The following is a 23,286-nucleotide window of genomic DNA, read 5'->3' as shown; positions in this document are numbered from 1 at the left end:
GCGGCTTCCACCGCCTCCTGCACCGTGAACGCCGCATGGCCTCGCGGCACCGGCACGTCGAACTGGCGCAGAACTTCCTTGCCTTGGTATTCGTGGATCTTCATCGGATTGGACTCTTGGAGAGCTTGGAGAGAGTAGGAACGATGCGGAACTGCATGGCAATTGGGCGGCGCGCAGCAGTGGGCGCCCGTTCGGCGGCGATGCCGAAGCGCAGGAACTTTAGCATGCTGCACTGCCGCAACCATGCGTGGTACCCACTGTGTACCCATGACCACATGCCTGCTGGCGCTCCGCTACACCCCGGTATTCTCGTCGCCCAGGGTCGGAAAGGACTCGTCCGACAGGTCGTTGCCTTCCCCTTTGAGGACGCGCCGCACCACGTCACCCGCGAATCCCCGTGCCATCAGGAAACGCATCTGTCGTGCTTGCTCGCGGGGATCTTGTGCGGGCTGGCCGAAGCGGCGTGCCCAGACGGCGTGGGCGCGGGTCAATTCGCTGGACTGGAGCGATGCCAGTGAATCCCGCATCTGCTCGGCCGTGATGCCTTTGAGGTTGAGTTCCTGCCGGATGCGGGCGGTGCCGTGGCCTGCCGCACGGCGGTGGATGACCGAGGCGACAAAACGCTCTTCGCTCAGGAACCCGCGGCGCTGCAATTCCTCCAGCACCTGTTCGATCTCGTCGGGATCTTCCGCATGGGGTGCGAGTTTGCGCACCAGTTCGCTGCGCGAGTGCTCCCGCGCGGCGAGGTACTTGAGCGCACGGCCCTTGAGACTGATCATGGATTGCACCAGTGCCGTCCTGCAGTCCGACAGTCCCGGCCGCTGCGTCAGGGCTTTTCGCTGACCAGCGGCGGCAACAGGCTGATGTCGAGCGACTCGCGGATGCGGTTTTCGATTTCGTAGGCAAGGCCGGGATTCTCGCGCAGGAATTCGCGCGAGTTGTCCTTGCCCTGGCCGATCTTCTCGCCCTTGTAGGAGTACCAAGCCCCCGACTTGTCCACGATTTTGGCAGCCACCCCCAGGTCGATGATTTCGCCTTCTCGGCTGACGCCTTCTCCGTAGAGGATGTCGAAATCGGCGGTCTTGAACGGCGGGGCGACCTTGTTTTTCACGACCTTGACGCGGGTTTCACTGCCGATCACTTCCTCGCCCTTCTTGATGGAGCCGACGCGGCGGATGTCCAGACGCACGGAGGCGTAGAACTTCAGCGCGTTGCCACCAGTGGTGGTTTCGGGGCTGCCGAACATCACGCCGATTTTCATGCGGATCTGGTTGATGAAGATGACCATGCAGTTGGTCTTCTTGATCGTGGCGGTGAGCTTGCGCAGGGCCTGGCTCATCAGACGCGCCTGCAGGCCAGGCAGGGAGTCGCCCATCTCGCCTTCGAGTTCGGCTTTCGGGGTCAGCGCGGCGACCGAATCGATGACGATCAGATCGACCGAGCCGGAGCGCACCAGCGCATCGACGATCTCCAGTGCCTGCTCGCCGGTGTCGGGCTGGCTGATGAGCAGATCCTGCAGGTTGACGCCGAGCTTCTGTGCGTACTGGGCATCGAGCGCGTGTTCGGCGTCGATGAAGGCACAGACGCCGGCGAGCTTCTGCATCTCGGCGATGACCTGCAGCGTCAGCGTGGTCTTGCCGGACGACTCGGGTCCGTAGATCTCGACCACCCGGCCGCGGGGCAGACCACCGACGCCCAGCGCGATGTCCAGACCGAGCGAGCCGGTGGAGCAGACCTGGATGTCGGCGACGACCTCGCCTTCACCGAGTCGCATGATCGATCCCTTGCCGAATTGTTTCTCGATCTGGGCCAGTGCGGCTTGCAGTGCCTTGGATTTTTCGGCACTGAGGGCGGTGCTGTTCGGGGTGGCTTTGCTCGGGGCGTCCATCGAAGTTCTCCTGGGTGGATGTGCCATTATGTCAAATGCTGGATATTTGTACAGTTTTTTGAGGGCGATAATCTCGCACAGACCCCGCCCTCGGGGGACAAGAGGAGACAGACACCATGCGTATTCTCATCGCGGAAGACGACCAGATCCTGGCCGATGGCTTGCTGCGCAGCCTGCGCTCTGCAGGATACGCCGTTGACCATGTCGGCAACGGTTCGGAGGCCGATGCGGCCCTCGCTGCACACGAATTCGACATGCTGATCCTGGACCTGGGGCTGCCGAAGCTGCACGGTCTGGAGGTGCTGAAGAAGCTGCGTGCGCGTGGCTCGGCGGTGCCGGTGCTGATCCTGACGGCGGCCGACTCGATCGAGCAGCGCGTCAAGGGGCTGGACCTCGGTGCGGACGATTACATGGCCAAGCCGTTTTCGCTGCAGGAACTCGAAGCCCGTGTGCGGGCGCTGACGCGGCGTGGTCTGGGATCGGCCAGTGCGCTGATCAAGCACGGGCCGCTCACCTTCGACGCCACGGGTCGCGTGGCCTACATCCACGACCAGATGATCGACCTGTCGGCCCGTGAACTCAGCCTGCTGGAGGTGTTGCTGCAGCGCGCCGGGCGTCTCGTCAGCAAGGACCAGCTCGTCGAGCGGCTGTGCGAGTGGGGCGAGGAGGTGAGCAACAACGCCATCGAGGTCTATATCCACCGCCTGCGCAAGAAGATCGAGCAGGGGCCGATCCGCATCGCCACGGTGCGCGGGCTGGGCTACTGCCTTGAGAAGATCGCTGCCACCTGAGGACGTGCCGCGCCGGCGCGAACAGCGTTCGCTGTTCGGCGAGATCCTGGACTGGATGCTCGCGCCGCTGCTGCTGCTGTGGCCGATGAGCTTGGCGCTGACGTGGCTGGCCGCGCAGGGCATCGCCAGCCGCCCCTATGACCGGGCGCTCATCGAATCGGTGCGCTCGCTGGCCCAGCGCATCGAGGTGCGGGGCGACAGCGTCTACTTCGATCTCTCGCGCGAGACGGCCCGGATGCTGCGCGCCGACGAGGTGGACAACGTCTACTACCAGGTGCTGGGGCCGAGGGGCGAGTTCGTCAGCGGCGACCGTGACCTGATGCTGCCCGCCGAGGACGAGCAGCGGGTGCTGGGCGAGGTCCGCACGCGCGATGACGAGGTCCATGGCGACAGCGTGCGCGTGGCCTACCAGTGGGTCGCGGGTGGGCCTGGCGAGCGGGCGGTGTTGGTGCAGGTGGCCGAGACGCTGACCAAACGCTCGCGGCTGGCCACCGAGATCATCAAGGGCGTGATCCTGCCGCAGTTCGTGATCCTGCCGGTGGCGGTGCTGCTGGTGTGGCTGGCGCTGGTGCGGGGGCTGGCACCGCTGAATGCGTTGCAGCAGCGCATCCGCGAGCGGGCCAGCGACGATCTGTCCCCCATCGATGTCCATGAGGTGCCCGAGGAGGTGTCGCCGCTGGTGCAGTCGATCAACGACCTGCTGCAGCGCCAGCAGACCGCACTGGTGACGCAGAAACGCTTTCTGGCGGACGCCGCGCACCAGCTCAAGACGCCGCTGGCGGGCCTGCGGATGCAGGCCGAGCTGGCGACACGCGAGATCGATGCAGGCCACGGTGATCCGCAGGTCATGAAAGCGTCCCTGGCGCAGATGGCGCACGCTTCCCAGCGCGCGGCCCACATGGTCAACCAGTTGCTGTCGATGGCCCGTGCCGATGCGAAGGCGGGGACCGTCGCCCGCGACGGGGTCGATCTGGAAGCCCTGGCGACCGACGTGGTGCGCGACTTCGTGCCGCAGTCGCTGGACGCGGGCATCGACCTCGGCTTCGAGGGGCCGGACACGCAGGTGCCCAGCGGCCTGAGGCGGTCGGGCGATACGCGGGTGCTCGGGCATGCCTTGCTGTTGCGCGAGCTGGTCACGAATCTGGTGGACAACGCGCTGCACTACACCCCCAGGGGGGGGACGGTGACGGTGCGGGTGGTGCCCGATCCGTTCGGGCAGGTGGTGGTGCTGCAGATCGAGGATTCCGGGCCGGGCATTCCGGTGGCCGAGCGCGAACTGGTGTTCCAGCCCTTCTACCGCGCACTCGGCACCACCGTCGATGGCTCGGGGCTGGGGCTGGCGATCGTGGCGGAAATCGCCCAGCAGCATGGCACGTCGGTGGTGCTCGACGACGCGCGTGCGCTGGCCCAGGTGTCACCTGGCGAGGGGCCGGGTGCCCGCTTCACGATTCGCCTGCGCCACGCGCCGCCGGCCGAATCCGCCGTGCCGACCGAGGACTCAGCTCTGCATGAGCCGCCGTGAGCGGGCGATCGACATCAGGATGCCCAGCGACAGCCCCAGCGTCACCAGCGCCGTGCCGCCGTAGCTCATGAACGGCAGCGGCACGCCCACCACGGGCAGGATGCCGCTGACCATGCCCATGTTGACCATGGCGTAGACGAAAAAGCTCATCGTGATCCCGCCGGCCATGAGGCGCGAGAAGGTGGTCGGCGCTTCGAAGGCGATCATCAGCCCGCGCACGATCAGGAAGGTGTAGCAGGTGATGAGGGCCAGATCGCCCACCAGCCCGAACTCTTCGGAGTAGGCGGCGAAGATGAAATCCGAGGTGCGCTCGGGGATGAACTCCAGGTGGGTCTGCGTGCCCTTCATGAAGCCTTTGCCAGTGAGGCCGCCCGAGCCGATGGCGATCATGCCCTGGATGATGTGGAAGCCCTTGCCGAGCGGGTCGCGGGTCGGGTCGAGCAGGGTGCAGATGCGGTTCTTCTGGTAGGTGTGCAGGATCTTCCAGTCCACGTCCGGCTCGCAGATGGTCGGCCCGGCCAGCACGATGGCGACGATGGCGACGACACCGACCACCGCCACCGGCAGGATCACCTTCCACGACAGCCCGGCGAAGAAGATGACGAAGAAGCCGGCGGCGAAGATCAGGATGCCGGTGCCGAGGTCGGGCTGCTTGGCCACCAGCAGGAAGGGCATGAGCACCAGCAGGAAGGCTTGCGCGATGTCGCTGGAGCGCGGACGGCCTTCGCGGCGCTGGAACCACCACGCCACCATCAGCGGCGTGGCGATCTTCAGGATCTCGCTGGGCTGGATGACGATGCCGACGTTGAGCCAACGGCGCGCGCCCTTGTGGGTCGGGTCGATGCCGAACAGCGCCGTGAGGACCAGCAGCACCATGCCCACCGTGTAGAGCGGCACGGCCAGCGCCATGAACCGCTGGGGTGGCACCTGGGACACCAGGAAGAACACCCCTGTGGCCAGCACCATGTTGCGGACCTGCAGCGTGAAGCGCACACCGTTGTCGAAGCCGGCCGAGTACATCGCGGTCAGTCCGATGCCCATCAGCGCGAGCATCGCCAGCAGCAGCAGCGGATCGAAGCCGCTGAACCAGGGGCGCACCCGCTGCCACAGCGTGGGTTGTCCGAAGGAGGCTTGCAGGATCATGGTGTGCTCACAGTGGGCGGTGTGCGGCGGGGCATCCACTTCGGTGGGCGTGCTGGCGCGAGGGGCGACAGGGTGACGCTGGGGGTAGCGGCCACGGCGGAGGCGACAGGCACCGGTGCCGAGGCGGCCACCGGTGTCCCCGACGCCGGGAAGGCCAAGGCACTCGATGCGGCTGAGGTGGCCGCCGCTTCGGCATCGACCCCTGCTGCACGGGTCGGCGGCAGCGGCACAGAGGCCACCGGCAGGCCCGGCCCCATGGGTGCGGAGCCGTGGCCCTTCTGGACGATGGCGATGTCGTCCGGCGTGGGGTAGACGCCGGAGATCACGTAGTCGAGCACGCGGCGGGCGATCGGTGCGGCAGCTTCGGCCCCGAAGCCCGCGTTCTCGACGATCACGGCCAGCGCGATGCGCGGCTCGTCCAGCGGCGCGAAGGCGGTGTAGAGCGAGTGGTCACGCTGGTATTCGGCGAGCTTGGAGGCGTTGTACTTCTCGTTCTGTCGCACGCCGACCGCCTGTGCCGTGCCGGTCTTGCCACCGCTGAGATAGGGTGCGCCGACGAAGACCTTGGTCGAGGTGCCGGTCTGCGTCACGCCGTACAGGGCGCGCCGGATCACCGCCACATGCTCGGGCTTCAGGTTGAGCGGCGCAACGGCGTGCGAGGACACCAGCCGCCGCTCGCGGGTCACGACGTTCTCGATCTCGCGCACCACCCGCGGCTCGAAGCGCAGACCGCCCGACACCAGCGTGGACATGGCGGTGGCGAGTTGCGTCATGGAGAAGTTGTTGTAGCCCTGGCCGATGCCCAGCGAGATGGTCTCCCCCGCATACCAGCGTTTCTGCTCGGGGCGCTTGTACTTGTTGCGCTTCCACTCGGTCGAGGGCAGATCGCCGATGGCTTCGCCCTCCAGATCGATGCCGGTCTTGCGGCCGAAGCTGTAGAGGTCCATCTGGTCGTGGATCAGATCGACGCCCATGTCGTTGGCCAGACCGTAGTAGTAGACGTTGCTCGACTGCACGATCGAGCGCGTCATGTCCACCGCCCCGAGGCCACCATCGCCGTGGCTGCGGAAGCGGTGGTTGCCGAACATGAAGAAGCCGTTGTCGTAGATGACTTGACCGGCGGTGCGCTTGCCGGTGACGAGCGCGGCCATGGCCATGAAGGGCTTGTAGGTCGAGCCGGGCGGGTAGGTGCCGCGCAGCGCCCGGTTCAGCATGGGCTTGTCGAGTGACTCGTTGAGTTCTTTCCACGAATCCTGGTCGATGCCGCCGACGAAGAGGTTCGGGTCGAAGCCGGGTTTGCTGACGAAGGCCAGCACCTCGCCGTTGCGCGGGTCGATCGCCACCAGCGCACCGCGGCGGGTGCCGAACAGCTCTTCGATCAGCCCCTGCAGCTTGATGTCGATCGACAGGCGCACGGTGTTGCCAGGGGTCGCTGGCTCTGACCGCAGGCGGCGCACCGGGTGGCCGCCGGCGCTGGTCTCGACCTCCTCGAAGCCGGTGGTGCCGTGCAGCTCGCGCTCGTAGCGTTGTTCGATGCCGAGCTTGCCGATGATGTCGGTGCCACGGTAGTTGGCCTGGTCCTCGTCGGACCAGTCGGCCATGTCGTCCTTCTCGCGCTGGTTGATGCGGCCGATGTAGCCCAGGACGTGGCCGCCCAGCTCGCCGTAGGGGTAGTTGCGGAACAGCCGGGCCTTGATCTCGACGCCAGGGAAGCGGTAACGCTGGGCGGTGAAGCGGGCGACCTCCTCGTCGCTCAGCTTGGTGCGGATCGGGATCGATTCGAAGCTTTTCGAGTCGCCCATCAGGCGCTTGAAACGGCGGCGGTCGCGCAGCTGCACTTCGAGGACTTCGCCGAGCTGGTCGATCACCGACTCCAGTTCGTCTTCGAGCTGCGAACGGGTGATTTCCAGCGTGTAGGCCGAGTAGTTGTCGGCCAGCACGATGCCGTTGCGGTCCACGATCAGGCCACGGTTGGGCACGATCGGCACGACGGCGATGCGGTTGTTGTCGGCCTTGGTGGTGAGCTCGTCGAACTTGATGACCTGCAGCGTCACCAGCCGCGCCACCAGCAGCCCGAAGCACACCAGCACCACCAGCGCCGCCACGATCAGCCGCACCCGGAAGCGGTCGATCTCCTGTTCGACGTTGCGCAGTTCCGTCATTGCACCCAGGCCCGACCGCTTCACAGCGGGCGGTTCTTGTCAGGGTCCGGCGCCCGGCGCTGCGGCGCGAGCAGCAGCAGGCTGACCAGTGGCCAGAGCAGGCTTTCGAAGACCGGGGCGAGCAGGACCGGCCAGCCGGGAAAGTCTCCGCCAGAGGCCATGCGCAGCAGCAGCGAGGTCAGGTGCGCAGCGGCGAACAGGGGCAGGACATGCAGCGCCTGGGCTGGCGCCGTGAACCACAGCAGGCGGCGGTGGATCGTGATCGCGAAGTAGCTCACCAGGGTGTAGGCCATGGCGTGCTGGCCGAGCAGCCCGCCTTGGTGGACATCCATCAGCAGTCCGAACATGAAGGCCGTGCCGACGCCGACCCGGCGCGGCTGGTGGACGTTCCAGAAGACGAGGGCCAGGGCGATGAAGTCCGGCATGGCCGGCTGGCGCCCGATCGGCACCAGATTCAGCGCCAGCGCGATGAGCAGCGTGGTCCACATGAACCACGGGTTCACCGGCAGCAGCAACTGGTCCGCCGAGCGGGGCATCATGGCTTGCGGACTCCCTTGGCGCTGGACTTGGCGGGGGCGGTGTCCTTGGCGTGGACGGGCAGACCGACATCGGCGGGGGTCGGTTTGGGGGGCTGCTGGATGCCCACGGGTTCGAGCACCAGCACATGCCGCACGCTGTCGGGCGAGGTGGCCGGGATGAGCACGATCTTGGCGAAGTCGGACTGGGTGCGGCGGTCGAGCCGGCCGACCTTGGCCACGGGCAGGCCTGGTGGGTACACACCGTCCAGTCCGGAGGTCTGCAGGATGTCGCCGACCTGCACATCGGCGTTGGCGGCGACGAAGCGCAGCTCCATGCTGTCCACCGACGGATCGCCGAAGGCCACGCCGCGGTGGCCGGTGCGGATGTTGTGGACCGGGATGGCGGCGTTCTCATCGACCACCAGCGTCACCTCGGAGGTCATGGGGTAGACCCGCGTGACCTGGCCGATCACGCCCAGCTCGTTGATGACGGGCGAGCCGTGCTGCACCCCCTGGCTGCTGCCGCGGTCGATGATGATCTTGCGGGTGTAGGCGTCGGGTGCGTCGTAGAGCACCTCTGCCGCACGCGAGCGCACCGACAGCCGCGTGCGCAGCTCCAGCAGGGCGCGCAGCCGGGCGTTTTCGCGCAGCAACTGATCGGCCTGCAGCGAGCGTTCGGCCTGGCGGGTCAGCTCGGCACGGGCGCGTTCGGTGGTCTGCTGGGCCTGCGCGATGCCGGAGAGGTACTCGTTGGCCGAACCCACGCCCCGCACGGGCACCAGCAGGGCACGCTCGATCGGGTGGAGCACCACGGCCGCGGCGGTGCGCAGCGGCGTGGTCAGCCCGACCCGCGAATCCGCAGCCATCAGCAGCACCGACAGCGACGCGAAGAACAGCAGCCGCGACAGGGCAGAGGGGCCTTGGCGGAAAAACGGCGGAGGCGAACGGTCCAGGGTGCCCAGTGGCATGTCAGCAGGCGCCGGCCAGCACGCTCACTCCGACGTGAAGATGGAACCCAGCCGCTCCATGCGCTCCAGCGCCATGCCGCAGCCCTTGACCACGCACGACAGCGGATCTTCGGCGATCAGCACCGGCAGACCCGTTTCCTCGGCCAGCAGGCGGTCGAGATCGCGCAGCAGGGCGCCGCCACCGGTCAGCATCATGCCGCGGTCGGCGATGTCGGCGCCGAGTTCGGGCGGGGTCTGTTCCAGCGCCTTCTTGACGGAGGAGACGATCTGGTTGAGCGGGTCGGTCAGCGCCTCCAGGATCTCGTTGGACGAGACCGTGAAGCTGCGCGGCACGCCTTCGCTGAGGTTGCGGCCCTTGACCTCCATCTCCTTGATCTCGGAGCCGGGGAAGGCCGACCCGATTTCCTTCTTGATGGCTTCGGCGGTGGGTTCGCCGATCAGCATGCCGTAGTTGCGGCGGATGTAGTTGATGATCGCTTCGTCGAACTTGTCGCCACCGACGCGCACCGAACCCTTGTAGACCATGCCACCCAGCGAGATGACGCCGACTTCGGTCGTGCCGCCGCCAATGTCCACCACCATCGAACCCGAGGCTTCCGACACCGGCATGCCGGCACCGATCGCCGCCGCCATCGGCTCCTCGATCAGGTAGACCTCGCTGGCGCCCGCACCGAGTGCCGATTCGCGGATCGCGCGGCGCTCCACCTGGGTCGAGCCGCAGGGCACGCAGATGATGATGCGGGGACTCGGCCTGAGCAGCGAGCGCGGATGCACCATCTTGATGAACTGCTTGAGCATCTGCTCGGTGACGGTGAAGTCGGCGATGACGCCGTCCTTCATCGGGCGGATGGCCTCGATGTTGCCCGGCACCTTGCCCAGCATGGCCTTTGCCTCGGCCCCGACGGCCTGAATGGTTTTCTTGCCATGCGGGCCGCCCTCATGGCGAATGGCCACCACCGAGGGCTCGTTCAGCACGATGCCCGTGCCTCGAACGTAGATCAGGGTGTTGGCGGTGCCGAGGTCGATCGCGAGATCGGTAGAGAAATATCGACGCAACGATCCGAACATGGTGAACTCGTAAGCATTCCGGCGACCTGTTGGCGGCTGGAGAGCGTGACTGGAAGAGCGGGTGATAATACCCCATGGCTTGCGGCGTGACCTTGTCCACACTGTGCCTGTCACTTCATGTCGGCGCCGGATGGCCTCCCATGTAGGGGTCTTGTCCGCGCCCAACGCGCATATTTCATCTCATTGTTCACAAAAATGGCCCTCACGCCCCACGATGTGCGCCGCATTGCCAATCTGGCGCGGCTGGAACTGAGCGATTCCGAGCAGGCGAGTCTGCTGGGCGACCTCAACGGCTTCTTCGACATCGTCGAGCAGATGCGTGCGGTGGACACGACCGGCGTGGCCCCGCTGTACACCCCGCTGTCGGCGGTGCAGGACGTGGCGCTGCGCCTGCGCGAGGACGCCGTGACCGAGTCCGACAACCGGACGGCCAACCAGCAAAGTGCGCCGGCCGTCGAAGGCGGGCTGTTCCTTGTGCCACGCGTGATCGAGTGAAGCTGCCATGACCCTGTCCACGACCTTGTCCACCCAGTCCTTGCACACGCTGGGGGTCTCCGATCTGTCACGCCTGCTCGGCGAGCGCCAGATCTCCAGCGTCGAGCTGACCGGCCACCTGCTGGCCCGCATCGCCGAACACGCCGCGCTCGGCGCCTTCCTGTCGGTGGATGCGGAGGTGGCGCTGGCGCAGGCCGCCGCCGCCGATGGCCTGCGGGCGCAGGGCCCGGCGGGCACGCTGCCGGCCTTGCTGGGCGTGCCGATCGCGCACAAGGACATCTTCGTCACCCGCGACTTCCCGAGCACCGCCGGCTCGAAGATGCTCGAAGGCTACCGCAGCCCCTTCGATGCCACGGTCGTCAGCCGGTTGGCTGCGGCTGGCGCGGTGACGCTGGGCAAGCTCAACTGCGACGAGTTCGCGATGGGCGGCTCCAACGAGAACTCCGCCTACACCCTGGCGCGCAACCCGTGGAACACCGACCGCATTCCGGGCGGCTCGTCCGGTGGCAGCGCGGTTGCGGTCGCGGCCCGGCTGATCCCGGCGGCCACGGGCACCGACACCGGCGGCTCCGTGCGCCAGCCCGCCTCGCTCACGGGCATCACCGGCATCAAGCCCACCTACGGGCGCTGCTCCCGCTACGGGATGATCGCCTTCGCCTCCAGCCTCGACCAGGCCGGCCCGATGGCGCGTTCGGCACTCGACTGCGCGCACCTGCTGCAGGCCATGAGCGGCTTCGATCCCCTCGACTCGACCAGCGCCGAGCAGCCGGTGCCTGATTTCGTCGCTGCCACCACCGCACTGCGCGAGGGCGCGACCGCCGCGCGCCCGCTGGCCGGGTTGCGGATCGGTCTGCCGAAGGAGTTCTTTGGCGCAGGGGTCGCGGCCGACGTGCTGGCCGCGACCCGCGCCGCGCTGGCCGAGCTGGAGACGCTCGGTGCCACGCTGGTCGAGGTGAGCCTGCCGCGCACCGAGCTGTCGATCCCCGTGTACTACATCATCGCTCCGGCCGAGGCCAGCTCGAACCTGAGCCGCTTCGACGGCGTGCGCTACGGCCACCGTGCCGCCGAGTACAAGGATCTGAACGATCTGTACCGCAAGAGCCGCAGCGAAGGCTTCGGCACCGAGGTGAAGCGCCGGATCATGATCGGCGCCTATGTGCTGTCCCACGGCTACTACGATGCCTACTACCTGCAGGCCCAGAAGCTGCGCCGCATGATCGCCGACGACTTCCAGGCCGTGTTCACGCAGTGCGACCTGATCGCCGGCCCGGTCTCACCCAACGTGGCCCGCCCGATTGGCAGCCAGACCGACCCGCTGGCCGAGTACCTCGCCGACATCTTCACGCTGCCAGCATCGCTGGCGGGCCTGCCGGGCATCAGCGTGCCGGCTGGCTTCGGCGCGGGGGGGCTGCCGGTGGGCCTGCAGTTGATCGGCAACTACTGGCAGGAGGGGGCGTTGCTGCACGCCAGCCATGCCCTGCAGCAGGCCACCGACTGGCACCGGCAGGCGCCGCCCGCCCTGTCCACACCCGTCAGCCGCTGACTGCGGGCGCGCTGCTGCCCATCTGGACCACCATCAGGAACCCCAGCACGGCCAGCGCCAAGATGGTGGTGAGCACCGTCAGCCTGACCCGGTCCCGCCGGATATGCATGTCGCTGACCACCTGCCCCGGCTGGGCCATCAGCACCCCCAGCGCGGCGGCCAGCAGACACGCCGCCACGGCGATCAGCCAGCCGCCCGTGCGCCCGGTGAACACCAGCCAGCCCGTGACCGGCAAAGCGCAGCCCAGCAACCACACCCCGCCCGACACGGTGGGCTTCGGATAGGAGCGCCGTCGGCAGTATTGGCAGATCACCGGCTTCAGCGGACTGGCCTTGAGTTTCTGCCAGGCCGAGAACCCCCGGTGGTGGCAATGTGGGCATTCGATGCGCATGGTGCGGTGCAAGTGAAATTTCCAATGGCGCGCAGGCTCTCACACCTGCCGGCGATCCTTGCACGGGAATTCCCGCCATTCCATGGAATGGTTCACGGTCGTTTCAATCATTTTCAGCGTGCCCGGCCCAGCGCATCCACCATCGCCCGGATGGCCTTCATCTGCGCGCCGTTGCGGGTGGCGTAGGCGCTGCCGGTGTAGCCCCACCAGTCCCAGCAGCCTTTGGGGTTGTAGGGGCGGGTCGAGGCGTTGACCTGCGGGTAGAGCACCAGCAGCCGGTTGTGCTCGGCCCATTCGTTGTAGCCGGTGTCGGCCACGAAATCCTTGCCGACCTGGTCGGCCGATTGCTGGCAGCCGTGCAATGCGACATGCACGCGGCAGGGCTGGCCCGCCGCACAGGAAGGCGGCACGTACAGGAAGGCGTTGTCGGCCATGCCGGTGTCGGCGGGGGCGTAGGTGCGCTGGCGGAAGGTGAGCAGCTTGCCGGCCAGGCTGGTGGCGCGCGGTTGCAGCGGCCCGAGGATGTGGGCCAGCAACTCGCCGGACTGGTCGTAGCCATGTCCATGGACCTCGCAGTGGCTGATGTAGGGCGCGGCATTGGCGCTGCAGGCGTTGCCGAAGGTTGGCGTGATCAGGGCGTGGCCGGCGGGGATGTCGTGGACGTAGCGCACCTGGCTGTCCGGCACCCCCATCTGCTGGAAAAAGGACACCGTGGCATCGACTGCCGAGCGGCCGACCACGCTGTCTGCCGTGCCACGGAACACGTAGAGGCGGCGTTGGGCGAGGTGGCTGGTGGCGTCGATCTGCTTCAGGCTGGCGTAGCGGCGGGCGGCGGCGGCCATCAGGGCGGCATTGGGCGGCACCAGCGGCACCTGGCCCATGCAGATGCCGGTGTAGGCCAGTTGGCCGGCGGCACAGTAGTACGGCCCGCCCGCGACCACCCCCGCGCCCCGGATGCTGGCCGAATACGCCACCTGCAACTGCACGGCCATGAACGCGCCCGAGGACAGCCCGGACACCGACGTGCTGTCCGGCTCCAGCGTGAAGCCGGGCAGGTCGGGCGCCGTGGAGGGGGTCGCTGCCAGGGACGGTGACGGCCCGGTCAGCGCACAGCAGGCCAGCGCAAGGGCCAGGCCAGACAGGTTGTTCGCGCGCATTGCATCTCTCCCGTGGAGTTCATCACGCTGTGACTGTATCGGATGGGGGCAGCGGCATGTTGCGGCGCAGCATTCTGGTCGCCCCGTATGATGCGCGCCCCGTTGTTCTGTGGCCCGGTGCCTGCCCATGTCTGCTCATTCCCCTTATTGCGCGATCGACTTTGGCACCTCGAATTCCGCGGTGGCCGTGCCCCGCGACGGCGCGATGGTGCTGGTGCCGCTGGAGGAGGGTGCCACCACGATGCCGACCGCCACCTTCTACCTCGGCGAGGGTCCGGACCTGCAGAACCTGCCGCGGCTGGTGGGCCGTGCCGCCATCGCCTCCTATGTCGAGGGGACCGAAGGCCGGCTGATGCGCTCGATGAAGAGCGTGCTCGGCTCGGCGCTGATGGCGCAGCACACCGACATCGGCGGCGGGCGCTCGGTCAGCTTCACGGACGTGATCACCGGCTATCTGCGCCACCTCAAGCGCAGCGCCGAAGCCCACGCTGGCCATGCGCTGACCTCGGTGGTGGTGGGCCGCCCGGTGTTCTTCGTCGATGACGACCCGGTGCGCGATGCGCAGGCGCAGGCTTCGCTGGAGGAAGCGGCGCGGGCGGCCGGCTTCGAGGAGGTCCAGTTCCAGTTCGAGCCGCTGGCTGCCGCGTTCGACTACGAATCCCGGATCGACACCGACCAGCGCGTGCTGGTGGCCGACATCGGCGGCGGCACGTCCGACTTCTCCATCGTGCAGGTCGGCCCGACGCACCGCGACCGGCTGGACCGCCAGCGCGACGTGCTCGGCCACCACGGCCTGCACATCGCCGGCACCGACTTCGACCGCCGCATCGAATTGGCCAGCATCCTGAGCGAGTTCGGTTTCGGTGCGATGGGACCGTCGATCGGCGGACAGCCGGCGCGCGAGGTGCCCAGCCGCGTCTACCACGATCTGGCCACCTGGCACCTGATCAACAGTGTCTATCGGCCGCAGCGGGTGCAGGAACTGCGTGCAATGAAGATCAACTACGCCGATCTGCGCCACCACACGCGGCTGATGAAGGTGGTGAACGACCACCTCGGCCACGACCTGATCGGCCGCGCCGAGCGGGCCAAGATCGCCTCGGCGGCGGGCGACGAGGCGCTGATCGATCTGCGGCTGGTGGAGCGGGGGCTGTCGGTGACGCTCACGCCCGCACAAGCACGGCGCGCGCTGGACAACGACATCGACCGCATCGCCGAGGCCGCCCGCGAGACCGTGCGGCTGGCGGGCCTGCGCGCCGACCAGATCGACGCGCTGTATTTCACAGGCGGCTCGACCGGTCTGCACCTGCTGACCGACCGGCTGGCCGCGGCGTTTCCCCAGGCAAAGACGTTGCAGGGGGAGCGGCTGGCCAGCGTCGCCAGCGGGCTGGGGCTGGATGCCCGCCGGCGCTTCGGGCGCTGACCGGCGGGCGGCCTGCGGAGGGGTCAGAGTGCGCGCTGCGAGCGGCGCGGCTCTTCCTGGCCTGGGCCTGGGCCAGGACGTGGCTGCGGCAGCGACGGAGCCGAGGCCGCTGGCGCGGCTGGCATGGGCGGGGCGGGCGATACCTCGTGGTGGCGCCGCTCCGGCGTGGCTGTGGGCGCAGGCAGCGGGGCGGGCATTGGCGCGGGCCGTGCGGCGGCTGGGGGAGCGGGTTCCGTCCAGCGGCGCTGGCGCTGTGCTTCGCGGGGGTCGGGTTGCGGGTTCCACTGGCGCTGCTGCGGTGCAGGCTCGGCCCAGACCGGTGCCGGCACGACGATCACGCGTGGCTGCTGCTGTTGCTGCGGTGGTGGCGGCATGGGCACGTCCCAGGACGGCGCAGCGTGCCAGTGGCGGGGACGCCGGTCGCCGCGTTCCCGGTCGCGCCAGTCGTCGGGCGCGGGCGGCGGGTTCTCGGCTTGCGGCACCATGGCCCAGGCGGCAAAGGCATCGGCTTCCGGGAAGCCGACCTGCCAGCGGCCGCTGCGGTCGCGTTCGGCCCGGCGACCGGGGGGCAGCAGCAGCGTGCCGTCTTCGCTTTCGATGCGCAGCGCGCTGCGCCAGGCGGTGGCGCTGCCGGTGTCGAATCCACGTGGATCGGGCGCGTCGATGCGGAACAGGCCGGGACCGTGCGGCTGGTGGCGACCCGCGGCCGTGTCCACCTGCCAGCGCCAGGCACTGTCGCCGCTGCGCAGCTCCAGCACCACGCTGCCCCGTTCGAGGTCCAGCTCCACGCCATCGCGGTCAATCCGGCGCACCACCAGTGCGCTGCGCTCGTCCAGCTTCAGCCGGTTCGGACCGATCTCGACCACCAGACGGCTGTTGCCATGGGTCTGCAGGCGGTCGCCTTCGCGCACGGCATGGTCCTGTTGCCAGGCGGTGGTCTGGGCGACCGCGGGAGTGCCCGGGGTCACCAGGGCGGCGGCGACCAGCAAGGCGGCGATCAGCAGGGGCATGGGGAACTCCGTGGTCAGTGGTGGGGCAGTGTGTAGCTGCAACGGCCCAACCCTGCGCGCGGACGACGCCGGCCCCGAATGGCGAAAAAGTGACACCCCGACCGCCCTTTTTGACCGACTGCAGAGAACGTTTTCGGCGGCCCTTGCACAGGGATTTGTCCTATTTCACGGTTCCATGCGGACTGGCTCAGTCGGTGATCTCGGGATGCCGTGAGCCGAATATCCCTAAGTGCTTCATTTGTATGGCTTTTTTGCTGATCCGGCGCGGGTGTCCGTGCCGCGCGGCAACGGCGGCTGCAGAGATGTTCTAAGTACTTGATTTCATTGGTTATTCCGAGATGGCTTTGGTATGGCTTTCTTGACCCCCCGCCAATTTCTCCGCTACAGTGGGCGGTGGTGTTGATTTGTGGGTATTCGCGATGGATACCTTGCCGGATTTCAGTTTCCCCCCTTCTTTCCATGGCCCAAGACGCAGCAGTACCCCGACAACACCGCACCGTGCTGCTCCATGAGGCGGTCGATGCCTTGGTCCACCGCCCGGAGGGCACCTATGTGGACGGCACCTTCGGCCGCGGTGGCCACTCCCGCCTGATCCTGTCGCACCTGTCGCCCGCCGGTCGGCTGCTGGCCATCGACCGCGATCCGGAAGCCGTGGCCCACGCGACGCAGGGCGAGTCCGGCATCCACGACCCGCGCTTCTCGATCGACCACACCTGCTTCGCCGACTACCCCGCCGTGATGGCCCGCCACGGGATTGCGCAGCTCGATGGCCTCCTGCTCGACATCGGCGTGTCCTCCCCGCAGATCGACGACCCGGCGCGCGGCTTCAGCTTCCGCCACGACGGTCCGCTCGACATGCGCATGGACCCGACCCGCGGCCAGAGCGCAGCCGAGTTCCTCGCCACCGCACCGAAGGAGCGCATCGCCGAGGTGGTGCGCGACTACGGCGAGGAGCGGTTTGCCCCGGCCATCGCGCGGGCGGTGGTGGCGCGCCGCGAGTCCGGCCATGCCCTGCAGCGCACCAGCGAGCTGGCTGAGCTGCTCGCCAGCGTCGTGCGGACCCGCGAGCGCGGCCAAGATCCGGCCACGCGCACCTTCCAGGCCCTGCGCATCCTCGTCAACGGCGAGCTGGACGAGCTGGAGCAGGCGCTGGCGTCCTCGCTGGCGGCGCTCAAGCCGGGCGGGCGGCTGGCGGTCATCAGCTTCCATTCGCTCGAAGACCGCATCGTCAAAACGTTCATCAACCGACACGCGCGCGAAGCGTTCGACCGCCGCGCCCCGTTCGCCGAACCCAAGCCGGCGCTGCTGAACGCGCTGGGCCGCACCAAGCCGTCCGACGAAGAGGTCAGCGGCAACGGCCGTTCGCGTTCGGCGGTGCTGCGGGTGGCCGAGCGCACCGACGTGGCCCTGCCGCCGGTGTGGACGCGCCCATGACCCGCCTGAACATCCTGCTGCTGCTGGGCGTCATTGCCAGCGCGCTCTACCTCGTGCAGGTGTCCTACGAGACCCGCCGCCAGTTCATCAGCCTGGAGCGCGAGCGCAACCAGTCGCAGCGCCTCGAACAGGACGCCGACAAGCTGCGCGTGTTGTTGCGCACCCAGGCCACGCACCTGCGGGTCGAGCAGGTGGCCCGCGAGCAGCTCCAGATGGCGGTGGCCACGCCGGCCGTGACCCAGTACCTCACGGCCGATGGCACGCTGCCTGCCCCTGCGGCATCGGCAGCACCGGCCGCCACCCCCACCCGGAAGGCCCGGCCATGAAGCTCCCCGGACTGGCCGCGCTGCGCGAGCGTCTGGCCGCACGTGCCTCCGCCTCCACCCGGACGCCAGGCGCGAAATACGCCTCCAGCCCGCTCCTGGCCGCCAAGACCCCGATCTGGCGCTCGCGTTTCGTGGTGGCGGCGGTGGGGCTGACCTTCTGCCTGCTGATCGGGCGGGCGGTCTACATCCAGGTGGTCAACCAGGACTTCTTCCAGCAGCAGGGCGAGAGCCGCTACCAGCGCACCTTCGAGCTGCCCGCCAGCCGCGGGCGCATCACCGACCGCACGGGGCAGGTGCTGGCGGCCAGCGTGCCGGCGCAGTCGATCTGGGTCATCCCCAAGGACTTCGACGCGACGCCTGCCCAGCAGCAGACGCTGGCCAGGCTGCTCGGCATGACCGGTGCCGAGCTGGCCGGCCGGCTCAAGGAAAATGCCCACTTCGTCTGGCTGCGCCGCGTGGTGGACGACGCCGTGGCGGGGCAGATCAAGGCGCTGGCGCTCAAGGGCGTCCACCAGCAGCGCGAGTACCGCCGCGAATACCCCGAAGGCGAGGCCGTGGCGCACCTGGTGGGCTTCACCAACATCGAGCAGACCGGCCAGGAAGGCATCGAGCTGGCCTTCCAGAAAGACCTGGACGGCCGCAACGGCAGCCGCAGCGTCGTGCGCGACCGGCTCGGCAACGTGATCGAGGACATCGGCGACCGGATCGAACCCGAGGACGGCCATGAAATCGCGCTGTCGATCGACACCAAGATCCAGTTCGTCGCCTACCAGCGGGTGCGCGACGCGGTGCTGCTGCACAAGGCCAAGGCAGGCAGCGCGGTGGTGCTCGACGTGCAGACCGGCGAGGTGCTGGCGCTGGCCAACTACCCGAGCTACACCCCCGGCGACCGCCAGACCCGCACCGGCGCCAACCTGCGCAACCGGGCGCTGACCGACACCTTCGAACCCGGCTCGACGATGAAGCCCTTCATCGCCGCGCTGGCCATGCAGACCGGCCGCGTCAAGCCGTCCACCGTGATCCAGACTGCGCCGGGCAGCATCAACATCACCGGCTCCACCATCCGCGATTCGCACCCGCACGGTGCGCTCACGGTGCAGCAGGTCATCCAGAAATCCAGCAACGTCGGCACGGTCAAGATGGCCATGCAGATGCAGCCGCGCGAGATGTGGGACGTGTTCCACGCGGTCGGTTTCGGACAGAAGCCGCCGCTGTCCTTCCCCGGTCTGGCCACCGGCAAGCTGCGGCCGTACAAGACCTGGCGCCCGATCGAGCAGGCGACCATGAGTTACGGCTACGGCCTGTCCACGTCGCTGTTCCAGTTGGCGCGGGCCTACAGCGTGTTCGCCCGCGATGGTGATCTGGTGCCGGTGTCGCTGCTCAAGCAGGCGGGGCCGGTGGCAGGCGAATCGGTGTTCAAGCCGGAGGTGGTCCGCGAGATCCGCACCATGCTGAACATGGCCGCGGGCGAGGGCGGCACGGCCCCCAAGGCCCAGGCGGTCGGCTACTCGGTCGGCGGCAAGACCGGCACCGCCCACAAGCAGGACGGCGCCACCTATGCCAGCAACAAGTACCGCGCCTGGTTCGTCGGCATGGCGCCGGTCAACGCCCCGCGCATCATCGTTGCCGTCATGGTGGACGAGCCGAGCAACGGCATCTACTTCGGCGGCGATGTGGCCGCGCCGGTGTTCAGCCAGGTCGTGCAGCAGACCCTGCGCGTGATGAACGTGGCACCGGACCTCGAAATCAAGCAGCAGATCATCGCCCGCGCCCAGGCGGCCAAGGCCGAAGAGGAGTCGTTCTGATGGCGATGGCCTACCCCGAACCCGCCGTGACGCTGACCGGCTTGACCGAGGTGGTGGACTGGCTGCGGCAGCGCGCACCGGGCGCCCCGCTGCGCACCGACAGCCGGCAGGTGCAGCCAGGCGACCTCTTCATCGCGTGGCCGGGCTACGCGCAGGACGGGCGGATCCACGTCACGGCGGCGCTCGCGGCCGGGGCGGCGGCTTGTCTGGTCGAAGCCGATGGCGTGGACCGCTTCGCCTTCGCCGATGCGCGCATCGCGGCGGTACCCGGCCTGAAGGCGCTGACGGCGGCGTTGGCGGATGCGTGGCATGGCCAGCCGAGTGCGGCGCTGTCCGTCATCGCCACCACCGGCACCAACGGCAAGACCTCCACCGCGTGGTGGACCGCGCAGGCGCTGAGCCTGTCGGGGCGGCGTTGCGGCGTGGTCGGCACGCTGGGCGTCGGCGAGCCGCCCAGCCGCGTCTCGCCCGAGGCAAAGATCGTCGCCACCGGCCTGACCACGCCCGATCCCGTCACCCTGCACCGCAGCCTGCGCGCCTTCGTGGACCAGGGCTTCGCGGCCTGCGTCATGGAAGCCTCGTCGATCGGCGTGGCCGAACACCGGCTGGATGCGGTGCGGATCCAGGTGGCGCTCTTCACCAACTTCACGCCCGACCACCTCGACTACCACGGCAGCATGGCCGCGTACTGGCAGGCCAAGCGGGCGCTGTTCGACTGGCCGGGCTTGCGCGCCGCGGTGGTCAACCTCGACGATGCCCAGGGCGTGCTGCTGGCCGAGGCGCTGACCGCACGGGGCGATCTGGACGTGTGGACCTACGCGATCCAGCCCCGCCCGACGCCCGCCCGCCTGCAGGCCGAGGCGCTGCACTACGACGCCGACGGCCTGTGCTTCACCGTGCGCGAAGGTGCGGAGTCGGTCGCAGTGCGTACCGGGTTGATCGGCGAGTACAACGTCGCCAATGTGCTGGCGGTGTTCGGCGGGCTGCGGGCGCTGGGTCTGCCGCTGGCCGAGATCGCGCCCTTGGCGGCCGACTTCACGCCCGTGCCGGGGCGGATGCAGCGGGTCGAGCTGCCCGTGTCCAGCGGCGCAGCGCCGGTCGCGCTGCCGCAGGTCGTCGTCGATTACGCCCACACGCCCGATGCGCTCGACAAGGCATTGCAGGCGCTGCGGCCGTTCGCGGTGGCACGGGGCGGGCGGCTGTGGTGCGTGTTCGGCTGTGGCGGCAACCGGGACGTGACCAAGCGCCCGGTGATGGGCCGCACCGCGCAGACGCTGGCCGACGAGGTGGTCCTCACCAGCGACAACCCGCGCAACGAAGCCCCCGCCACCATCCTCGCGCAGATCGCGGCCGGCTGTGTCTGGTCGCCGCTGCTGCGCACGGTCGAGGACCGCGCCACCGCCATCGCCACCGTGCTGGCCGACGCCGACGCCCGCGATGTGGTGCTCATTGCCGGCAAGGGCCATGAGGACTACCAGGAGACGGCGGGTGTGAAGCGGTTTTTTTCAGATCTGGACGAGGCTGCCGCCGCGCTACAACGCCGTGTGTCCCACCGTTCCTGAGCCTTTCCAATGATGTCCCCTGTTTTCATGACCTTGGGCGAGGCCCACGCGCTGGTGGCGGCGCGCCTGCCCGGCACACGGCTGGTCGGTGATCCGGCCACGGCGCTGCTGCGCGTTCACACCGACACCCGCAGCCTGCGTGCGGGTGACCTGTTCGTCGCGCTGCGCGGCGAACGCTTCGATGCCCACAGCTTTTTGCCACAGGCGGGTGCGGCGGGCGCGGTCGCGGCCATTGCCGAGCGGGGGCTGGCCGAGGCCGGACTGGCGGGGCTGGAGGTGTCCGACACGCTGCACGCCTTGCAGGCATTGGCCGCGGGGTGGCGCGCCAGCCTGGCCTTGCCACTGATCGCGGTGACGGGCAGCAACGGCAAGACGACGGTGACGCAGATGATCGCCGCCATCCTGCGCACCGCCCATGGGACGGCTGCCCACGCCACCGCTGGCAACCTGAACAACCACATCGGCGTGCCGCTGACCGTGCTCGGGCTGCGCCGGCACCACCGCATCGCCGTGGTCGAACTCGGCATGAACCACCCCGGCGAGATCGCGGAACTCGCGCGCATCGCCCAGCCGACGGTGGCGCTGGTGAACAACGCGCAGCGCGAGCACCTGGAGTTCATGAAGACGGTCGACGCCGTGGCGGAGGAAAACGGCGCGGTGATCGCGTCGCTGCCCGCCGACGGCGTGGCCGTGTTTCCTGCCGACGACGACTACACGCCGCTGTGGCACACGCTGGCCGGTACGCGCCGCGTCTCCACCTTCGCCCTCGGGGGCACTGCGGCCACGCTGACCGCTGAAGCCGACTGGCAGGGCGACCACTGGAACGCCGTGCTGCACACCCCGGCGGGCGATCTGGCGCTGGCGCTGGCCGTGGCCGGGCAGCACAACGTGCGCAATGCGCTGGCGGCGGCGGGTTGCGCGCTGGCGGCGGGTGTGGCGGCGGACGCGGTGCGCGACGGGCTGGCGGCGTTCGAGCCGGTCAGGGGGCGCTCGCAGGTGCAGCGGCTGGCGTGGCGTGGCCGCACCATCACCTTGGTGGACGACAGCTACAACGCCAATCCCGACTCGGTGCGGGCGGCGATCGACGTGCTGGCGGCGTTGCCGGGGCCGCGCTGGCTGGTGCTGGGCGACATGGGCGAGGTGGGCGACCGGGGTCCGGAGTTCCACACCGAAGTCGGCCGCTACGCCACCGAAAAAGGCATCGATTGCGTCTGGACCGCAGGCATACTCGCGGCCCACGCCGCGCAGGCCACCGCGCCGCCGACCGTGGTACGGCACCACACCGACGCCGCGGCAGCCGTGGCGGCGATGCGGGCCGAGGGGGCCGCGCTGCCCGAGGCGCAGTCGGTGCTGGTCAAGGGCTCGCGCTTCATGAAGATGGAACAGGTGGTCGCCGCCCTGCAGGGCGAGGCGGCCAACCCAGGAGAACAACATGCTCATTAGCCTCGCACAGTGGTTGCAGGGCCTTTATCCCGAGAGCCTCGGCTTCCTGCGGGTGTTCCAGTACATCACCTTCCGGGCGGTGATGGCGGCGATGACTGCGCTGCTGATCGGGCTGGCGCTGGGGCCGCTGGTGATCCGCCGCCTGACCGAGCTGAAGATCGGCCAGCCGATCCGCGAATACGGCGTGCAGGCGCACATCGTCAAGCGCGGCACGCCGACGATGGGCGGCGTGCTGATCCTGCTGGCGATCGGCATCTCGACCCTGCTGTGGTTCGACTGGAGCAACCGCTTCGTCTGGATCGTGATGACGGTGACGATGGGCTTCGGCGCCATCGGCTGGGTGGACGACTGGCGCAAGGTGGTGAACAAGAACCCCGAGGGCATGCCGTCCGGCGAGAAGTACCTGTGGCAGTCGCTCATCGGACTGGTCGCGGCGCTCTACCTGGCGTTCAGCGTGTCGGAGACCTCCAACCTGCGCGTGCTGGAGCTGTTCATGCGCTGGGTCATCTCCGGCTTCTCGAACGACCTGCCGCCCAAGGCCGACCTGATCGTGCCCTTCTTCAAGACGGTGAGCTACCCGCTGGGCGTGTTCGGCTTCATCTTCCTGACCTACTTCGTCATCGTCGGCACCAGCAAC

At 68.5% G+C, this 23,286-nt stretch carries 21 protein-coding genes; 11 read left to right on the top strand and 10 right to left on the bottom strand.

What is annotated here, in order from left to right:
- Window positions 1-293: 293 nt before the first annotated feature.
- The gene (recX, locus tag QZW52_RS12325) at window positions 294-779 is read right to left on the bottom strand and encodes a recombination regulator RecX (protein ID WP_293999158.1); all 486 of its coding nucleotides are present in this window, start codon (window positions 777-779) and stop codon (window positions 294-296) included.
- Between the two features lie 47 nt (window positions 780-826).
- A complete protein-coding gene (gene recA, locus QZW52_RS12320; protein ID WP_293999154.1) occupies window positions 827-1,888 on the bottom strand; it encodes a recombinase RecA in 1,062 nt (353 codons plus the stop codon).
- Between the two features lie 116 nt (window positions 1,889-2,004).
- Here recA and QZW52_RS12315 point away from each other — a divergent pair, with 116 nt between their 5' ends.
- Window positions 2,005-2,679 carry a response regulator gene (locus QZW52_RS12315; RefSeq protein WP_293999151.1) on the top strand — a complete coding sequence of 225 codons (675 nt, stop codon included), beginning with the start codon at window positions 2,005-2,007 and terminating at the stop codon, window positions 2,677-2,679.
- Window positions 2,680-2,683: 4 nt separating this feature from the next.
- A complete protein-coding gene (locus QZW52_RS12310; RefSeq protein WP_434738327.1) occupies window positions 2,684-4,201 on the top strand; it encodes a sensor histidine kinase in 1,518 nt (505 codons plus the stop codon).
- On the opposite strand, the gene rodA is transcribed toward QZW52_RS12310, so the two are convergent.
- From rodA to QZW52_RS12285, 5 genes are read right to left on the bottom strand one after another with little or no spacing between them, the layout of a single operon-like run.
- Window positions 4,178-5,338: a rod shape-determining protein RodA gene (gene rodA, locus QZW52_RS12305; RefSeq protein ID WP_293999161.1), complete on the bottom strand. Its 1,161-nt coding sequence runs from the start codon at window positions 5,336-5,338 to the stop codon at window positions 4,178-4,180. The two genes, QZW52_RS12310 and rodA, sit on opposite strands and share 24 nt — an antisense overlap.
- Window positions 5,339-5,340: 2 nt before the next feature.
- Window positions 5,341-7,506, bottom strand: a complete 2,166-nt coding sequence (gene mrdA / locus QZW52_RS12300; RefSeq protein ID WP_293999148.1) for a penicillin-binding protein 2 — start codon at window positions 7,504-7,506, stop codon at window positions 5,341-5,343.
- A 20-nt stretch (window positions 7,507-7,526) separates the two neighbouring features.
- Window positions 7,527-8,045, bottom strand: coding sequence for a rod shape-determining protein MreD (gene mreD / locus QZW52_RS12295; RefSeq protein ID WP_293999146.1), 519 nt, complete (start codon window positions 8,043-8,045; stop codon window positions 7,527-7,529).
- On the bottom strand, window positions 8,042-8,992 hold the full coding sequence (gene mreC, locus QZW52_RS12290; protein ID WP_293999143.1) for a rod shape-determining protein MreC: 951 nt from the start codon (window positions 8,990-8,992) through the stop codon (window positions 8,042-8,044). The genes mreD and mreC overlap by 4 nt, the downstream gene beginning before the upstream one ends.
- A gap of 24 nt (window positions 8,993-9,016) precedes the next feature.
- Window positions 9,017-10,060, bottom strand: coding sequence for a rod shape-determining protein (locus tag QZW52_RS12285; RefSeq protein WP_293999141.1), 1,044 nt, complete (start codon window positions 10,058-10,060; stop codon window positions 9,017-9,019).
- 195 nt (window positions 10,061-10,255) lie between these two features.
- Between QZW52_RS12285 and gatC the strand changes: the two genes are divergently transcribed.
- Together gatC and gatA are read left to right on the top strand one after the other, a co-directional pair.
- The gene (gene gatC, locus QZW52_RS12280; protein ID WP_293999138.1) at window positions 10,256-10,555 is read left to right on the top strand and encodes an Asp-tRNA(Asn)/Glu-tRNA(Gln) amidotransferase subunit GatC; all 300 of its coding nucleotides are present in this window, start codon (window positions 10,256-10,258) and stop codon (window positions 10,553-10,555) included.
- 7 nt (window positions 10,556-10,562) lie between these two features.
- Window positions 10,563-12,098: an Asp-tRNA(Asn)/Glu-tRNA(Gln) amidotransferase subunit GatA gene (gatA, locus tag QZW52_RS12275; protein WP_293999136.1), complete on the top strand. Its 1,536-nt coding sequence runs from the start codon at window positions 10,563-10,565 to the stop codon at window positions 12,096-12,098.
- Here the strand turns inward: gatA and QZW52_RS12270 are convergent.
- Together QZW52_RS12270 and QZW52_RS12265 are read right to left on the bottom strand one after the other, a co-directional pair.
- Entirely contained in the window at window positions 12,088-12,501 is a 414-nt protein-coding gene (locus tag QZW52_RS12270) for a hypothetical protein (protein WP_293999134.1), read from the bottom strand. The two genes, gatA and QZW52_RS12270, sit on opposite strands and share 11 nt — an antisense overlap.
- A 101-nt stretch (window positions 12,502-12,602) precedes the next feature.
- Complete coding sequence (locus tag QZW52_RS12265) at window positions 12,603-13,646, bottom strand: extracellular catalytic domain type 2 short-chain-length polyhydroxyalkanoate depolymerase (protein ID WP_293999131.1); 1,044 nt, start codon at window positions 13,644-13,646, stop codon at window positions 12,603-12,605.
- 127 nt (window positions 13,647-13,773) lie between these two features.
- Between QZW52_RS12265 and QZW52_RS12260 the strand changes: the two genes are divergently transcribed.
- The gene (locus tag QZW52_RS12260) at window positions 13,774-15,069 is read left to right on the top strand and encodes an Hsp70 family protein (protein ID WP_293999129.1); all 1,296 of its coding nucleotides are present in this window, start codon (window positions 13,774-13,776) and stop codon (window positions 15,067-15,069) included.
- Window positions 15,070-15,092: 23 nt separating this feature from the next.
- On the opposite strand, the gene QZW52_RS12255 is transcribed toward QZW52_RS12260, so the two are convergent.
- A complete protein-coding gene (locus QZW52_RS12255; protein WP_293999128.1) occupies window positions 15,093-16,079 on the bottom strand; it encodes a FecR family protein in 987 nt (328 codons plus the stop codon).
- A gap of 459 nt (window positions 16,080-16,538) precedes the next feature.
- Between QZW52_RS12255 and rsmH the strand changes: the two genes are divergently transcribed.
- From rsmH to QZW52_RS12225, 6 genes are all read left to right on the top strand, one after another.
- Window positions 16,539-17,513: a 16S rRNA (cytosine(1402)-N(4))-methyltransferase RsmH gene (gene rsmH, locus QZW52_RS12250; RefSeq protein ID WP_293999126.1), complete on the top strand. Its 975-nt coding sequence runs from the start codon at window positions 16,539-16,541 to the stop codon at window positions 17,511-17,513.
- Complete coding sequence (gene ftsL / locus QZW52_RS12245) at window positions 17,510-17,839, top strand: cell division protein FtsL (RefSeq protein WP_293999124.1); 330 nt, start codon at window positions 17,510-17,512, stop codon at window positions 17,837-17,839. Before rsmH ends, ftsL begins: the two co-directional genes overlap by 4 nt.
- Window positions 17,836-19,644, top strand: a complete 1,809-nt coding sequence (locus QZW52_RS12240; protein ID WP_293999121.1) for a peptidoglycan D,D-transpeptidase FtsI family protein — start codon at window positions 17,836-17,838, stop codon at window positions 19,642-19,644. Before ftsL ends, QZW52_RS12240 begins: the two co-directional genes overlap by 4 nt.
- A 5-nt stretch (window positions 19,645-19,649) precedes the next feature.
- Window positions 19,650-21,206 (top strand): UDP-N-acetylmuramoyl-L-alanyl-D-glutamate--2,6-diaminopimelate ligase, encoded by a 1,557-nt coding sequence (locus tag QZW52_RS12235; protein ID WP_434738328.1) that lies wholly within the window; start codon window positions 19,650-19,652, stop codon window positions 21,204-21,206.
- Window positions 21,207-21,218: 12 nt separating this feature from the next.
- The gene (locus QZW52_RS12230; protein ID WP_293999115.1) at window positions 21,219-22,649 is read left to right on the top strand and encodes a UDP-N-acetylmuramoyl-tripeptide--D-alanyl-D-alanine ligase; all 1,431 of its coding nucleotides are present in this window, start codon (window positions 21,219-21,221) and stop codon (window positions 22,647-22,649) included.
- On the top strand, window positions 22,639-23,286 hold a 648-nt coding region (locus QZW52_RS12225; protein ID WP_473964391.1), incomplete at its 3' end, for an MraY family glycosyltransferase. The genes QZW52_RS12230 and QZW52_RS12225, both read left to right, overlap by 11 nt.

The organism is Sphaerotilus sp. (assembly GCF_013299175.1).
Taxonomy (GTDB): domain Bacteria; phylum Pseudomonadota; class Gammaproteobacteria; order Burkholderiales; family Burkholderiaceae_C; genus Sphaerotilus.
The sequence above is the reverse complement of the archived record's forward strand: the minus strand, read 5'-3'. Positions and strand labels throughout refer to the sequence as shown.